The sequence below is a fragment of the Afipia sp. MLSD5-FHT05B12 genome (genome assembly GCF_058793355.1).
Window position 1 is genome coordinate 270,981 of record NZ_JBXAFS010000004.1, and the last position, 13,711, is coordinate 284,691.

Genomic DNA, 13,711 nt, shown 5'->3' on the forward strand with positions numbered 1-13,711 from the left:
TCACGCGAGGACGGTCGGACGTGCGAGCGAGGCGCGGGCAAATTTCTTCGCATTGGCAGGTTTGCCGAACAGATAGCCCTGGGCGAGATCGAATCCCATCTCGTGGGTTGCGACCAGATCGGAACGGGTCTCCACGCCCTTGGCGACGGTGCGCGCGCCGTGCCGATCTGCAAGTTCGAGAATGCGGCGGCAGACGGTCTGCTTGAGGCGGTTGTCCGCGGAGCCGGTGACGAACTCCCGATCGACCTTGATTTCGACGAACGGAAAACTCTTCAATTCCGTGAGCAACGGCCAGTCGGCCCCAAGATCGTCGATCGATATTGCGATGTTGTGGAAACGCAGGCGCTTGGCGACATCGATCGCCAGATCGAGGTTCTGGATGATCTCGAAACCCTTCACCTCCACGATCAATCCTCCGAACGCGGGATGATCCGGAATCTGGCGGCAGAGATTGCTGACCGACGCGGGGTCTTCGAGAAAGCTGATCGGCAGATTGATGGAGATGTCGACAGGGCCATGCTGATCCACGAAATAATGCCAGTCCTCCAGCGCGCGGCTGACCACGAATTCGGACAGTCCCCTGAACTGGGGATCTCGATCGTCGGGGATAAATGATGCCGGAGGCACCACGCCCCATGACGGGTGACGCATGCGGATCAGCGCCTCGGCGCCGCGCGGCGCGAGCGTATGTGCGTCGATTTTTTGTTGATACCACAGCTCCAGCCAGCCCGCCTTCAGCGCCTCCGCGACATCGACAGGAGGACTCGGCGGCGCTTGTTGCGGAAGCAGCGTGACGACACTGGCCCGCAAGCCATCCGCGCTGAACGGTGTGGCAAGCGGCGGTAACATCGCAATCCCGAGTTCCTCCCCGAGCTGGCGGAGCGCACTCACGACGATCGACTCCTTTGGACCGATCAGCAGCACCCGGCCGTCGAATTTCTTGTCGATGAGGGTTTTCAGGATATGCCCCGCCTGAACGCCATCATTCGGAATTCCGAGAAGGATGAGGTCGGGCGCATGCAGGTCCAGCAGCAAAGGCAGTTCGTCGGCGCTGGCGCATTCGGAGGCAACGAAGCCCAGCTCTTCAAGAGCCTCCGCGAGAAATGTGCGGATGTGTCTCTTCGCGTCGACGATGCAAACGCGCGGTGTCATCTTGCGCTGGCCGAATGTCGCGACCGTATCCAATTCCGCGGGCCTGAAACCCCTCATGCATCACCTCCGTGTCCCCAGAGACGGAAGTCTTAGCGTCATGGAGCGGTCGCAAATGTGGAATTGTTGAACCGTCCACTTGTATAATTCGGTAAGGTTAAAGGCGCGAGAAAGATTCAAATTTACGCGGTGTTTTATGAAGTTCTGTTCGCATCAAGCGCCGTTTGATGTGAGCTTGATCACGCTGCACTCAGGAAATGCAGCGTGATTATCGTGAAGGGCGCCGATGCCATGATGGACGACGTGTTCGATCGGATGACTAGCCGTTTTCGAGCGTTTTCTTCATCGCCGCGATCGACAGATCCATTTGTCCGCTGATGTATGGCGCGATTTCGTTCGGCAAAACGTCCACGGTCCAGACAAATTTGCTGCGCTTGTCGCCATCTTCGTAAATCTGCACCGAAGCACTGTGTTGTCTGATCCGTTCGCTGACGATTGCATAGACGAGACGCCGTTTCGCGTCGTCGCAATCGACCAGAATTTCGCGCGCGCTCGTGCCGTTTGAAAATGTCACGAGCCGGGAGTCGCCGTCCATAACCGCGTTGGTGACAAAGCCGGGTGCAAGCCGGGTGTGGACTGCTCCGAAGTCACGCACTGCATCCCAGACGTCATCCGCGGATGATGCGATCACAAACTCTTTCTGGATGGATGCCATGTTCATTTCCTCCGCGCCGGTCGAGGCATCATGCGCATACGGCCTCGACATTGTTGCCGTCGGGATCAATCAGAAACGCGGCGTAGTATGTCGGGCTGTAATCCGCGCGCGGCCCGGCGCCGCCGTTGTCGCGTCCGCCGGCCTTGAGTCCCGCGGCGTGGAACGCCTTGATGGCGTCGTGGCTGGCCGCGCGGAATGCGACATGTGCGCCGGCTCCTTCGGGCTCTTCCGACAGATGCAGCCAGAGCGCCGGTGCATTCTTCGGTCCGAACCCTGCGCCGCTGCCGTCGCGTGAGCAGAGAACGTGGCCGAGCGGTGCGAGCGCGGCGGTGTAGAACTTGATGCTGGCGTCGAGGTTTCTGACTTTCAGTCCGATATGATCGTACATGGTGGTCTCCCTGTGATGGAGACTACCCTACGGTCACGGCCTTGAGCCGTTCTTGGAAAATCTTGCGGTCGCCGCGCGCCGCGTCGCGGAACCGCCGTGGCGAGACGCCGGCGGCCCGGTGGAAGGTCCTCACAAAATTCGACAGGTCGCCGAACCCGACGTCGAATGCGATCGATGTGATCGATCTCGCATCGTCGGCCAGCAGTCTTGCGGCGTGACGCAGCCGCGCGCGCACCAGATACTGATGCGGCGTCACCCCGAGCACATTCGAGAACATCCGCAGGAAATGGAATGAGCTGACGCCGGCAGCCTTTGCAGTTGTTTCCAGATCGACTGCTTCGTCGGCATGGGCATCGATCCATAGCGCGCTTTCGACGGCGCGGCGGCGGTCGCGCGCGGTGGCGGGCGATGCCTTCTGTGTTTTTCCGGACGTTGTCTCAATGAATCGGCTCACGAACAGGATCGCGGCTTCATCGATCCCGATGTCGTTGTCGCCGCGCCCGGCGGCCTGCGCCAGCTCACCATAGACCATGAGTTCAGGTGTCGGCGGCACGCAACCGATCCGCAAGGCGTCCTTGCGTATACCCATATCGTCGGCGAACACAGGCGACAGCTGGAATGACAGGCACTCATCGCCACAGACATGATGAGGGTGCGAGCAGGTATATTCGTCGCCGGCATGGCCGACCATCACTGCTCCGGCGACCAGCTCGTGGGAACGTCCGCGGGTGTCGTAACCGAAGCTGCCCTTGCGGACATAGGAGAGCGAATTGCGTGCGTGCTGTTCGGGGAACGGCTTATCGTCCGGTCCCATGGTGCATCGGTAATCAAACACGGACAGCGCCGCAGTCTCAAACAGCGTGGTCTTCATGACGGGATGTTATCCCCGGCGCCGCCGTGGGGCAATCGACAGGCCGGGATCGAACAGCATCGGCGCATCCTCGGTGTCGCGGGTCGCGATTCGGGCGCGTTCGATGGCAAGCATGCGAAACTTGGTGGTCACGCCTCCATTGGCGGAAAAGCCGCCGGTCTTGCCGCCCGCCGCCAGCACGCGATGGCACGGGATCACGATGGGGAGAGGATTTTCTCCCAGTGCCTTGCCCACGGCGCGCGACAGCAGTTTGTCGCCGAGACGTGTGGCGATGTCGCCATAGGTCAAGGTTTCGCCGGGCGCGATGGTCCGTGCGATGTCATAGACGCCGCGGTTGAAGGCGGGCAGGTGGCCGGTATCGAGGACAATGAAGGACAGATCCGCCGCTTCGCCGTTCAGCAATTCTGTCATGGCGTTGCAGGCGCGTTGCACATCCGCCGGCGGGGTCGTTTCCTGCGCGCCCGGTGCTTTCTGAAGCAGGCGTGCGCGGGTCACGGCGTCGTCGGCTTCGGGGAGTTGCACGCCCAGAAGACCATGGTCGCCCCAGGCGACACCGCAACGCCCAATTGCCGTGTCGAACAATGCAAAACCAGCCGTCATGTCGCGCTCCAGTCTGCCCCTAGCGTCATTTTTGAGGCTTGGAGAATCTTGCGCTTTTTTGTCCTGTCCGCCACCCGAATCCTGCGATACCAGCCATCTTGCGGCTGGGCGCCGGGTGTGGCTAAGGTCGGACCTGCGCGGGCGTAGTTCAATGGTAGAACGGCAGCTTCCCAAGCTGCATACGAGGGTTCGATTCCCTTCGCCCGCTCCAATACCCCTTGTTTTATAGGGTTTCTCCACACTGTATGTATTTGAAAAGAGCTGACGTTCTAGGCTCCTGTGGGTACTGATAGCTTTGATTTGACTGTGGTTTCCATGCTTAACCACGCGATTCCGGAGCCAAAACGGAGCAATTTTAGACACACAGCTCCGCGTTGCACGTTTCCAGCGGCATGAGACAATGAGCACATATTAGCTTGTGCGTTTGAGTGTGCGGCTACTCACAAGCAGCCGCACGTTCAAGCGAAAGGATTGTGAAAATACTGAATTTGTACGCAGGGATTGGGGGAAATAGAAAGCTGTGGGGAGACGAGCACGAAATCACAGCGGTCGAATACAAGCCAGAGATTGCCGCGATTTATCGAGACTTCTTCCCAAATGATGAAGTCGTTGTCGCTGACGCGCACCAATATCTTTTAGAGCACTTCGGCGAGTTCGACTTCATTTGGAGTTCGCCGCCATGCCAGACGCATTCGAGAATGAATACGGCCAATGTATTGTCTCCGTATAAGGACAACACCAGGCAGTTAGAGGTCGGAGGTGGGGTGAAGCCACGTTATCCGAACATGGCTCTCTACCAAGAGATTATCTTTCTCAAACACTTCTATCGCGGGAAATGGTGTGTCGAGAATGTCATGGCATACTACCAGCCACTCATTAAGCCAGTTGAGTTCGGTAAGCATTGGTTCTGGACAAATTTCCAGCTGCCACCGCTCGCAACTGGCAAAAGGAATATCAGCCCGAAGCATGGCACTGCTGCGGACGAGATGCGAAAGCGGGCAGAAATGATCGGCCTCGACATTTCCGGCTATGGTGGAGTCGATAAGCGTCTGTTGCTTCGCAACTGCGTGGAGCCTGAATTGGGCAAACACATCCTTGATTGGGCGATTAAGCCGTGGGAGCCTAACCTCCGGCTTGCAGTTTGAGACTGCGCTAACGTTGGTTGTTATTCATAAGGGGCGTTGAAATGACGCAAGCAGTTTGTTTTAACTGCGGGGAGACGAAGTGGGGATCGTTTAACGGCTGCGAAAATTGCGGATCGAGGCCTCGTTCCGACGATGAATTGATGCTCTCGCTCATGCTCACAGACCACAATCTCCGTGAGGACGAGTTTGCGCGCTTCGCAAATAGTATCAAAGCAGGACGCCGCCCGATAATCCCGGAAAGCGAAAAAGTTAAATTGCGGCACGCAGTTGCTCAAGCCAAAGTGATGATGGGAATTGCACAGCCTCCCCCACCGGCACTTCCTAGTGGTTCGGACAAAAAGCGGCTTTTCAACTCTCCAGGTTTGACGTGGCCATTCCTTGCAGCCGTCGCCTCACTGATTATCTTCTGGACGCTGTATATGGGGCAGTCGAGAATTGTCAGGCAGAACGAAGTGTTGGGCTACGGAATTGTCCTTGGACTTTTATCGGGTGTTGTTCTGTTCGCGATCATGCGGGCCTTCGACAGGAGCCGGACAAGATGACCGACCCTAAGCAGTTGCTCGACGACATCATCAAAAACATGACCGTCCGCGACGCGCCTGTTGCTGATCCGTCTGTGACCCGTGAAGAATTGGAACAGCGCGCCAAAATCGAAGCCGAGGAAGAAGCCAAACAGGACGCCCAAAAAGCATACGATGAGACCTACGCGGACACTTACGAGGCAGCATACGAGCGCATTCTGGACGAGTTACTAGATGAACATGGTTTCTCGGATTGAGGGTCCATAGCGTCCCACTGTTACCCACGGAAACCGCAAAAAAGCGGAGCCAAAAAAGAGCCAAAACGCTATAACTAATTGGAATTGTTAAGCCGTACTCTGATTCCCAAGCTGCATACGAGGGTTCGATTCCCTTCGCCCGCTCCAACCTGCTTCGCGCCAAGGCGCTTCGCAGTCAGTCAAATGCGTGGGGCGGGTTAATTAGCCTAAGGCGTGCCCGCCGTTGTTTTGCAGAAATGGCGGAATACGCTTTCGGCTCCAATCCGCCCTACGGGCTGCTACAGCCTTATGATAAGGAGCTATTGAAGTTGCAGACAGTGGCTTCGGAAATACAAATGGGAAAACAAAAATGAGGATTTCGACTTTAGGAATATTGGTCACAGTAATACTTGGCGCAATGCTCACTCCGATTGTTTCAAACTCGGCTTCAGCACGGTCGTGTTCTGAGCAAGGCAGCGAATGTAAAAGTTGGGCGCGGAGCAATGTCCCCGATCCCACGCGTCAGGCTGGAGCCATCGCGGTGTGTAGCGCTGAAATTCCGAAATGTGTTGCGCGTTGCAAACGCGGCGAAAAGTACTTCGTCGGCATTGGTGGTTCTAATCAATATCCGATCGATACCTGCAAATAGCTTACCTGCGCCACTAGTGATATTTTCAGGGCGAAGGGCGCCTCAGTATTGGGGCGCCTTATTTTCTGTTTGGTTCGAGCAATGGTGGAGCAAAAAATCGTTTAACCTATTGATTTGACAAACTGGAAGTAGTGTTTTCCAAGCTGCATACGAGGGTTCGATTCCCCTCGCCCGCTCCAGTCCCCCGATAAAGCTTCAAATCCAAAGAGGTCTGATGTCACAGCCCCGCCTGTTCACGCCGATTTCCCTCCGCAATGTCACCGCGAAAAACCGGATCGTGATTTCGCCGATGTGCCAGTATTCGGCCATCGACGGCATGGCCGACGACTGGCACCTGGTTCATCTCGGCAAGTTCGCGCAAGGCGGCGCCGGGATCGTGATGACGGAAGCCACGGCGGTTAATGCCGAAGGCCGCATCACCCACGGCGATCTCGGTCTATGGCACGACGGGCAGATCGCGCCGCTCAAGCGGATCGCGGCATTTCTGCGTGCCAATGGTTCGGTGCCTGCGATCCAGCTCGCCCATGCCGGGCGCAAGGCCAGCATGCAGCGGCCGTGGTATGGCAACGCCGCGCTGACGCCGGAGGATCATGCGCGCGGCGACACGCCGTGGACCATCGTGGCGCCGAGCGCGATTCCGATGGACGACGGATGGCTGATGCCGCATGAACTGACGCAGCCGGACTTGAAAGCGCTGCGCGAGGACTGGCGTCTCGCGACGTTGCGGGCGGTCGAGGCGAATTTCGATATGCTCGAGATTCATTGCGCCCACGGCTACCTGCTGCACGAATTCCTGTCGCCGCTGTCCAACCAGCGCAACGATGCCTATGGCGGCGACCGCGCCGGGCGCATGAAGTATCCGCTGGAAATCATCGAGACGGTGCGGGCGGTGTGGCCTTCGGACCGGCCGCTGTTCGTTCGCATCTCGTCGGTCGACGGGATCGACGGTGGCATCGATATCGCCGACTCGGTGGCCTTCGTGAATGAAGCCAAGGCGCGAGGCGCGGATGTGATCGACTGCTCGTCCGGCGGATTGATGGGATCGGCGACTGCGGCGCGGATTCCGCGCGGCTACAGCTTTCAGGTGCCGTTCGCCGAGCAAATCCGCAGCGAGACCAAAGCCATCACTATGGCGGTGGGCCTCATCCTGCATCCGCAGCAGGCGGAGGATATTCTCGCCGAAGACAAGACCGATCTGATTGCAGTCGGGCGCGAAGCGCTGTTCGATCCCAACTGGCCGCTGCATGCCGAACTGGCTTTGAGCGAAACAAAGGGCGCGATCGGCGATGGCACCTTCGCGTCCTGGCCCAGGCAATACGGCTGGTGGCTGGAACGCCGCGAGCCGGGCTTGCGCAAGCTCGACGGGCCCGCGTTGCCATTCCGGAAGGTCTGAAAGGAAACAGGCGCCAATCGGCGCCTGTTTTTTGCGGCTACTGCGGCGCGACCACGATGGTGCCCTTCATGTTGGGATGATGGCGGCAGTAATAGTCGACAGATCCCGCCTTCTTCAAAACCAGCGGAACTGTTTTCTTCGGCGGCTGGGCGACATCCCAGTCGCCGTTCCGGGCCGTCGCGGTATGCGCGAAGATATCCTTGTTGATCCACAGGATCGTGTCGCCGACGGCGGCCTTCGCGTTGGCGGGAGAGAACACGAGGTTTTCGATGGTGATCTCGATCGTCGCCCCTTGCGCCGAGACGGACACCATCCCCAGCAAAACGGTGAACGACGCAAGAATAACCCGCCTCGACCACATGTGCTGCTCCTACTTGAACGAAGCCGCGACGTGTTCGGCGTGCTGGAGATGGCCCTGGAAGATCTTGAGGCCAGTCTGCAGCAGGCTCTTCAGCTCCGCATTGCTGGCAGAGGGGATCAGAAGGGTTTCAAGCGCTCCGTTGACCGCCTTGTGATAGGCAACCTCGTTGGCCGCGTAGGCTTTGTCAAACTCGGCGCCCTTGAGCTTGTCCATCTCGGCGAGCTTGGCGGCGGCCTGCTTCGACAGCGTGCGGCTGGTGTCGTTGTCTTCCGGCGTGACGTTCAGCTTCTTCACCAGCGCCAGCGCCTGCTGGTTCACCGCTTCATGGTCGCGCACCATGTCTTCCGCGAAAGACTTGATGGTCTTGTTGGTGCTTTTCGCGAGAGCCTGCTTCGCGGCGGTCACGTCGAGCACGCCGGCGGTATAGGCGATGTGGGCGATCTGCGGATCGGTGGGCTTGGCGGCGCCTTGCGCGAAGGCGGCGCTGCTCAAGAGGGAAAGGGCGGCGATAGCCGCGCTGATACGGACGAACATTTTATTGCTCCTGTGCGTGGGCTTCGACGAGGCCCTGGATCGTGCCGTTGACTGACACGATGTTTGGATGCAGCAGGATCGAAGGGGTTCCCGGAGAATCAGCTCGTGATGCCGAGCCGTTTGAGAACGGCTTCCGTCAGACGCTCGCATCGCTTGCCGGCGAACGGGAAGGCTTCCATCACCACCGGGCCGATCCGTTTCTCGACATTGCCGCGCAGCAAGCTTCTTGCGCGGTGCAGCCGGGTTTTTACTGTTTCCGGCTTCAGCCCGAGCAGTTCGGCTGTCTCTTCCACGTTCATGCCTTCCACCACGCGGGTGATGAACACGATGCGGAAGGCCTCGGGCAGATCATCAATCGCCCGCTCAACGACATGCTGGATTTCGCGTTGCGCCATGGATTTTTCGGGATCGCCGAGGTTCAGGGATTGCGGAAATTGAATGATCTGCGCTTCCAGCACGCCGGGCTTGAGGCTCGTCAGTTCGACCTGTGGCCGCTCGCGCCGCAGCCGGCCTAGGGCTTCGTTCATTGCGATACGGGCCAGCCAGGTCGCGAAGCTGGAGTCGCCCCGGAAACTGTCCAGATGGGTGAACGCCCGCACGTAAGTTTCCTGCACGACGTCCTCGGCTTCGCCGTCGTTGCGAAGGATGCCCCGGGCAACCCGAAACAGCCGGCGGTTGTTGTGCTGCATGATCGCGCGAATGGCCGCCTCGTCGCGGTCGCGGGCGCCCTGCACCAGCAGCGCGTCGTCGGCGGCGGTAATTTGCGGTACGGATTGCTGTTCCACGACGGGGTGCCCTCATGGCCGGATTCAGTCATACTTGAGCATTGGATGCAGCAGGGGCAATGAAGTTCCCGGATTTCCGCGGTCATGGCCCGAAAAAGTAACTGGCCGCCGGGCTGAAACAAGGAATGACTGGCGATATGAGCACATTGAAGTCCGTTGCGATCGCAGGCGCCGGCAGCATCGGCTGCTTCGTCGGCGGAATGCTGCGCGCCGGCGGGCACCCGGTCTCGCTGCTGGCCCGTCCGCGCCTGATTGAGGACATCAACAAGCATGGGCTGAAGGTCACGAGCTTTGAAGGTATCGAGCACCGCCTGACCCCGGCCGAGATCAAACTGTCCGGCGACGCGGCGATTTTTGCGGACGCGGATATCATCCTCGTCACGGTCAAGAGCGACGACACCGCGGAGATCGCGGACCTGATCGCGCGGCATGCCGCGAAGGATGCCGTGATCGTCAGTCTCCAGAACGGCACCGGCAACGTCTCCGTCCTGCGCGATACGCTGCCGGATCACGATGTGCTGGCGGGCATGGTGCCGTTCAATGTTCTGTCCCTCGGCGACGGTCATTTTCATCGGGCGACTTCCGGAGACATCCTGCTGGAGAAGGACGATCCGGATATCGCAAAATTGCTCTCGCAGCCCGAACTGGTTTTCCGCAGCGTGGACGATATCGAGGGCGTGCAATGGGGCAAGCTGCTGATCAATCTGAACAACGCGCTCAACGCGCTGTCCGGTCTGCCGTTGCGTGACCAGCTTGCGCAGCGATCCTGGCGGGTGCTGTTCGCGGACCAGATGCGCGAGGCAATGGCGGTGATCAAGGCCGAGGGCATTGTGCCGCTGTCGACAACGCCGCTGCCGGCGTCGTTCACGCCGTTCATTCTGAAGCTGCCCGATGCGCTGTTTACGCGGATCGCGGCGTCGATGGTGAAAATCGACCCAAAAGCGCGCTCGTCGATGTGGGAGGATTTGCAGCGCGGTCGCCGCACCGAGATCGGTCACCTTCAGGGCCTGATCGTCGCGCTCGCCGAGCGCCACGGGCTGAAAGCGCCGCTGTCCGCGCGAATTGTCGCACTGATCAAGGACGCCGAGAACGTGGGCAAGGGATCACCGGGCCTGACGCCGGAGCAGATTCGATCTGTGGTTCGGGGCTGATTTTTCCGCCGGGTGGGCTGGCGGGGTGGCGCCAGCGGGGTTACGTTATCTGTGTTGATGCAAGCGCCGGGTAACGCCCGCAACTGCCTTGCCCGCGAGCCCGGTTTACAGGCCTTGCTCGAAAGAGCGGTCAGGTCGTGTTCGTGGCGTATGCCGCGTGTTCATGGCGGACCACCCCTGCGAGACAGGCTTCCACGTCTGGAGGCTCTCATGCATGCGGACACAATCAATCTGACATCACATCGCCTTGTCGCCAGTGACAGGGTGGAGGGAACGCGGGTCTTCAATGCTGACGGCAGGAAAATTGGAAGCATCAAGCGATTGATGATCGACAAGACCAGCGGCAATGTCGCCTACGCGGTCCTGTGCTTCGGCGGTTTTCTCGGAGTCGGCGAAGACTATCGCCCGCTTCCGTGGGCGAGCATGAAGTACAATCCCGCGATCGAAGGTTACGAACTCCTGACATTGATGACCCAGGAGGAACTGGCGAAGGCGCCGTCCTTCGGAACTGACAAGGAATTCGACTGGGGCAACCGGGTGCGCGAGGTCGACGCCTACTGGATCGGCTTCTGACGCAGGCCGTGAATGCTCGCAGGTGGCTGCTGCCGTTGCTCCCTGAAGCGCTCTGGGTTTCAGGGAGACAGATCAGGCCGGCGAGATGGTTCGGCCCGTCTCGCCTCAGGTGCCGCGCTGACTAAAGGACTGCCTTTGCCGCCGCGCGTCCAGCATTGCGGCCGGAGAACAGACAGCCGCCGAGGAATGTGCCCTCCAGCGCCCGATAGCCATGCACACCGCCGCCTCCGAAGCCCGCCGCTTCACCCGCCGCGTACAGTCCCTGGATGATCTGTCCGTCGTTGCCGAACACGCGCGAGTCGAGATCGGTCTCGAAGCCGCCCAGGGTCTTGCGCGTCAGGATGTTGAGTTTCACCGCGATCAGCGGCCCGAAAGCGGGATCGAGAATCTTGTGCGGTTTCGCGGTTCGAATGAGCTTGTCGCCGAGATAGCGCCGCGCGTTATGGATACCCATGACCTGGGTGTCCTTGACGTAAGGATTGTCGATCTCGCGATCCCGCGCTTCGATTTGTTGTCTGATCGAGGCTGTGTCGAGCAGGTTCGCGCCGCTCAGCTTGTTCATGGCCGCGACGAGTTCGTCGAGGTTGTCGCGCACGATGAAGTCGGCGCCTTTCGCCTTGAAGGCTTCGACGGGGTCAGGTGCGCCCTTGTTGAAGGCGCGGCGGAGGGTCATGCGCCAGCTCTTGCCGGTGAGATCCGGATTCTGTTCCGATCCCGACAGTGCGAACTCCTTCTTGATGATGGCCTGCGTGAGGATGAACCACGAATACTCGTGGCCTGTCTTCATGATGTATTCGAGTTGGCCGAGCGTGTCGTAGCCGGGATACAGCGGCGAGGGCAGGCGCCTGCCGGTTGCATCGAACCACATTGACGATGGCCCTGGCAGAATACGAATGCCGTGACCCGGCCAGATCGGGCTCCAGTTATGAACCCCTTCGACGTAATGCCACATGCGGTCGCGGTTGATGAGGCGTGCGCCGGCGGCTTCGGTAATGCCGATCATGCGGCCGTCGACGTGAGCCGGAACACCGCTCACCATATGCTTTGGCGGCGTGCCGAGACGCTTCGGCCAGTTCTGACGCACGAGGTCATGGTTGCCGCCGATACCGCCTGAGGCGACGATCACGGCCTGCGCGCTGAACGAGAAATCGCCGGTCTCGGTGCGCGACGAACTGACGCCGCGTGGTTCCGGCGACGGTTCGAGTGTCCTGCCGCTGACGCCGGTGGCTGCGCCGCCCGCCATGTCGAGGGCATCCACGCGATGACGGAACTTGAAGACGATGCGGCCGGTTTTGGCATGCTCGCGTGCGCGCCGTTCGAACGGTTCCACCATGCCGGGGCCGGTACCCCATGTGATGTGAAACCGAGGCACCGAATTACCGTGGCCCATGGCGTCGTAGCCGCCGCGTTCGGCCCAGCCGACCACGGGAAAAATGCGGTGTCCCATCGCCTGAAGCCAGCCGCGCTTCTCGCCGGCCGCGAAGGCGACGTAGGCTTCGGCCCATTTCCTTGGCCAGTGATCTTCGTCGCGGTCGAAACCGGCTGTTCCCATCCAGTCCTGTAAAGCCAGGTCGTGGGAATCCTTGATGCCGAGCCGGCGCTGCTCGGGTGTATCGACAAGAAACAATCCGCCGAGCGACCAGAACGCCTGTCCGCCGAGATTCTGCTCGCCTTCCTGATCGACCACGATCACGCGCCTGCCTGCGTCGGCCAGTTCGGTCGCGGCCACGAGGCCCGCCAGCCCGGCGCCGACGACAATAACGTCCGCATCATTCGCCATTTTTGATTTCTCCCCAGCTTCTGGATTGAAGCGCGGTGCGTGAAGCCGGGTCAACGGAAATTGCGGCCAAAAATGGCAGCATCCATCCCGAGTCGTTCACTGGACCACGCTCGCCATGTTCCAATTCGGGATCGGCCAGCGCAGGTGCAGCAAGCCAGCAACACTGCGGCAGAATCCGTCTCCACGCTGATGGGCGATCTGGACAAAATTCCAGACTCGCAACACGCTGATGTTGCCCCGATCGATACAGACAGGGGGCGGCGGGGCCGGCAATGAAGATTGTGACGGGGTTTCTGGCGGCGGTGCTTCTCCTGGCCGGAGTTGGCGCAAGTCATGCCGTGGTTCGGATTGCGGAAGACCGCGGCGGCCGGATCGGCACCTATGTCGACAAGTATCAAAGCCTGAAGGGTTCCGGTGAGACCGTTGTGATCGACGGGCTATGCGCCTCGGCCTGCACCATTGTGCTCGGCGCCGTTCCCCACGACAAGATTTGCGTGACCTCGCGCGCCAGCCTTGGATTTCATGCCGCCTGGGATTTTGGGGCCAGCGGCCGGCCGGTGACGAACCGCGAAGCGACGCGGATGCTGTACGATATGTATCCGACGTCGATCCGGAGCTGGATTTCACGGCGCGGCGGCCTGAAGCCCCGGATGATTTTCCTTCGTGGCCGCGAACTGACAAGCATGTATCGTCCGTGCTACATGGACGCCCAGGCCTCCGCACACGTGCGCTGACGCGAAAAACCCAGATCAGGCAGACGCTTGCTCCCGGTCATGTGATCGGGCATGCGCGTGCGACACTTGCTCGCCATAGCCGCGCGCTCTATCCCATGCCCAACGCGGAACAAAGCGGCCAGCCTG

General features: G+C 60.0%; 16 protein-coding genes and 1 tRNA gene. 8 read left to right on the forward strand and 9 right to left on the reverse strand.

All coding sequences use genetic code 11. The annotated features are described in order from the left end of the window. The 5 genes from AC1Q6J_RS08370 to AC1Q6J_RS08390 all read right to left on the reverse strand — a co-directional run bounded on the left by AC1Q6J_RS08370 (position 1) and on the right by AC1Q6J_RS08390 (position 3,723). Positions 1-1,209 (reverse strand): EAL domain-containing protein, encoded by a 1,209-nt coding sequence (locus AC1Q6J_RS08370; RefSeq protein WP_492278851.1) that lies wholly within the window; start codon positions 1,207-1,209, stop codon positions 1-3. Between the two features lie 259 nt (positions 1,210-1,468). Next, entirely contained in the window at positions 1,469-1,864 is a 396-nt protein-coding gene (locus AC1Q6J_RS08375) for an SRPBCC family protein (protein WP_492278852.1), read from the reverse strand. Positions 1,865-1,892: 28 nt separating this feature from the next. After that, positions 1,893-2,252, reverse strand: a complete 360-nt coding sequence (locus tag AC1Q6J_RS08380; RefSeq protein WP_492278853.1) for a VOC family protein — start codon at positions 2,250-2,252, stop codon at positions 1,893-1,895. 22 nt (positions 2,253-2,274) lie between these two features. Further along, on the reverse strand, positions 2,275-3,123 hold the full coding sequence (locus tag AC1Q6J_RS08385) for a helix-turn-helix transcriptional regulator (protein ID WP_492278854.1): 849 nt from the start codon (positions 3,121-3,123) through the stop codon (positions 2,275-2,277). Positions 3,124-3,132: 9 nt separating this feature from the next. Next, complete coding sequence (locus AC1Q6J_RS08390; protein ID WP_492278855.1) at positions 3,133-3,723, reverse strand: methylated-DNA--[protein]-cysteine S-methyltransferase; 591 nt, start codon at positions 3,721-3,723, stop codon at positions 3,133-3,135. 137 nt (positions 3,724-3,860) lie between these two features. Here AC1Q6J_RS08390 and AC1Q6J_RS08395 point away from each other — a divergent pair. The 5 genes from AC1Q6J_RS08395 (at position 3,861) to AC1Q6J_RS08415 (ending at position 7,667) form a co-directional block, all read left to right on the forward strand. Next, a tRNA-Gly gene (locus AC1Q6J_RS08395) sits at positions 3,861-3,934 on the forward strand. A gap of 262 nt (positions 3,935-4,196) precedes the next feature. Beyond that, positions 4,197-4,868, forward strand: a complete 672-nt coding sequence (locus AC1Q6J_RS08400; protein ID WP_492278856.1) for a DNA cytosine methyltransferase — start codon at positions 4,197-4,199, stop codon at positions 4,866-4,868. Positions 4,869-4,909: 41 nt separating this feature from the next. Continuing rightward, positions 4,910-5,410 (forward strand): hypothetical protein, encoded by a 501-nt coding sequence (locus tag AC1Q6J_RS08405; RefSeq protein ID WP_492278857.1) that lies wholly within the window; start codon positions 4,910-4,912, stop codon positions 5,408-5,410. Further along, positions 5,407-5,646 carry a hypothetical protein gene (locus AC1Q6J_RS08410; protein ID WP_492278858.1) on the forward strand — a complete coding sequence of 80 codons (240 nt, stop codon included), beginning with the start codon at positions 5,407-5,409 and terminating at the stop codon, positions 5,644-5,646. Before AC1Q6J_RS08405 ends, AC1Q6J_RS08410 begins: the two co-directional genes overlap by 4 nt. An 842-nt stretch (positions 5,647-6,488) precedes the next feature. Continuing rightward, entirely contained in the window at positions 6,489-7,667 is a 1,179-nt protein-coding gene (locus AC1Q6J_RS08415; protein ID WP_492278859.1) for an NADH:flavin oxidoreductase/NADH oxidase, read from the forward strand. 37 nt (positions 7,668-7,704) lie between these two features. On the opposite strand, the gene AC1Q6J_RS08420 is transcribed toward AC1Q6J_RS08415, so the two are convergent. From AC1Q6J_RS08420 to AC1Q6J_RS08430, 3 genes are all read right to left on the reverse strand, one after another. Further along, positions 7,705-8,028 (reverse strand): cupredoxin domain-containing protein, encoded by a 324-nt coding sequence (locus AC1Q6J_RS08420; protein WP_492278860.1) that lies wholly within the window; start codon positions 8,026-8,028, stop codon positions 7,705-7,707. 9 nt (positions 8,029-8,037) lie between these two features. Then, a complete protein-coding gene (locus AC1Q6J_RS08425; protein WP_492278861.1) occupies positions 8,038-8,562 on the reverse strand; it encodes a DUF4142 domain-containing protein in 525 nt (174 codons plus the stop codon). Between the two features lie 98 nt (positions 8,563-8,660). Next, the gene (locus AC1Q6J_RS08430) at positions 8,661-9,347 is read right to left on the reverse strand and encodes an RNA polymerase sigma factor (protein WP_492278862.1); all 687 of its coding nucleotides are present in this window, start codon (positions 9,345-9,347) and stop codon (positions 8,661-8,663) included. A gap of 137 nt (positions 9,348-9,484) precedes the next feature. On the opposite strand from AC1Q6J_RS08430, the gene AC1Q6J_RS08435 reads away from it, so the two are divergent. Next, positions 9,485-10,498 (forward strand): 2-dehydropantoate 2-reductase, encoded by a 1,014-nt coding sequence (locus tag AC1Q6J_RS08435; protein ID WP_492278863.1) that lies wholly within the window; start codon positions 9,485-9,487, stop codon positions 10,496-10,498. A gap of 210 nt (positions 10,499-10,708) precedes the next feature. Continuing rightward, entirely contained in the window at positions 10,709-11,071 is a 363-nt protein-coding gene (locus tag AC1Q6J_RS08440; RefSeq protein WP_492278864.1) for a PRC-barrel domain-containing protein, read from the forward strand. A 121-nt stretch (positions 11,072-11,192) separates the two neighbouring features. Here the strand turns inward: AC1Q6J_RS08440 and AC1Q6J_RS08445 are convergent, their stop codons facing one another. Continuing rightward, the gene (locus tag AC1Q6J_RS08445) at positions 11,193-12,851 is read right to left on the reverse strand and encodes an FAD-binding dehydrogenase (protein ID WP_492278865.1); all 1,659 of its coding nucleotides are present in this window, start codon (positions 12,849-12,851) and stop codon (positions 11,193-11,195) included. 272 nt (positions 12,852-13,123) lie between these two features. On the opposite strand from AC1Q6J_RS08445, the gene AC1Q6J_RS08450 reads away from it, so the two are divergent. Next, a complete protein-coding gene (locus AC1Q6J_RS08450) occupies positions 13,124-13,585 on the forward strand; it encodes a hypothetical protein (protein WP_492278866.1) in 462 nt (153 codons plus the stop codon). Positions 13,586-13,711 lie beyond the last annotated feature (126 nt).

What these genes read in the sequence shown, in the direction of transcription:
- AC1Q6J_RS08370 (WP_492278851.1), bottom strand. Translation starts at nt 1,209, where the DNA reads ATGAGGGGTTTCAGGCCCGCGGAATTGGATACGGTCGCGACATTCGGC.
- AC1Q6J_RS08405 (WP_492278857.1), top strand. Translation starts at nt 4,910, where the DNA reads ATGACGCAAGCAGTTTGTTTTAACTGCGGGGAGACGAAGTGGGGATCG.
- AC1Q6J_RS08410 (WP_492278858.1), top strand. Translation starts at nt 5,407, where the DNA reads ATGACCGACCCTAAGCAGTTGCTCGACGACATCATCAAAAACATGACC.
- AC1Q6J_RS08385 (WP_492278854.1), bottom strand. Translation starts at nt 3,123, where the DNA reads ATGAAGACCACGCTGTTTGAGACTGCGGCGCTGTCCGTGTTTGATTAC.
- AC1Q6J_RS08420 (WP_492278860.1), bottom strand. Translation starts at nt 8,028, where the DNA reads ATGTGGTCGAGGCGGGTTATTCTTGCGTCGTTCACCGTTTTGCTGGGG.
- AC1Q6J_RS08375 (WP_492278852.1), bottom strand. Translation starts at nt 1,864, where the DNA reads ATGGCATCCATCCAGAAAGAGTTTGTGATCGCATCATCCGCGGATGAC.
- AC1Q6J_RS08390 (WP_492278855.1), bottom strand. Translation starts at nt 3,723, where the DNA reads ATGACGGCTGGTTTTGCATTGTTCGACACGGCAATTGGGCGTTGCGGT.
- AC1Q6J_RS08450 (WP_492278866.1), top strand. Translation starts at nt 13,124, where the DNA reads ATGAAGATTGTGACGGGGTTTCTGGCGGCGGTGCTTCTCCTGGCCGGA.
- AC1Q6J_RS08440 (WP_492278864.1), top strand. Translation starts at nt 10,709, where the DNA reads ATGCATGCGGACACAATCAATCTGACATCACATCGCCTTGTCGCCAGT.
- AC1Q6J_RS08435 (WP_492278863.1), top strand. Translation starts at nt 9,485, where the DNA reads ATGAGCACATTGAAGTCCGTTGCGATCGCAGGCGCCGGCAGCATCGGC.
- AC1Q6J_RS08425 (WP_492278861.1), bottom strand. Translation starts at nt 8,562, where the DNA reads ATGTTCGTCCGTATCAGCGCGGCTATCGCCGCCCTTTCCCTCTTGAGC.
- AC1Q6J_RS08415 (WP_492278859.1), top strand. Translation starts at nt 6,489, where the DNA reads ATGTCACAGCCCCGCCTGTTCACGCCGATTTCCCTCCGCAATGTCACC.
- AC1Q6J_RS08445 (WP_492278865.1), bottom strand. Translation starts at nt 12,851, where the DNA reads ATGGCGAATGATGCGGACGTTATTGTCGTCGGCGCCGGGCTGGCGGGC.
- AC1Q6J_RS08380 (WP_492278853.1), bottom strand. Translation starts at nt 2,252, where the DNA reads ATGTACGATCATATCGGACTGAAAGTCAGAAACCTCGACGCCAGCATC.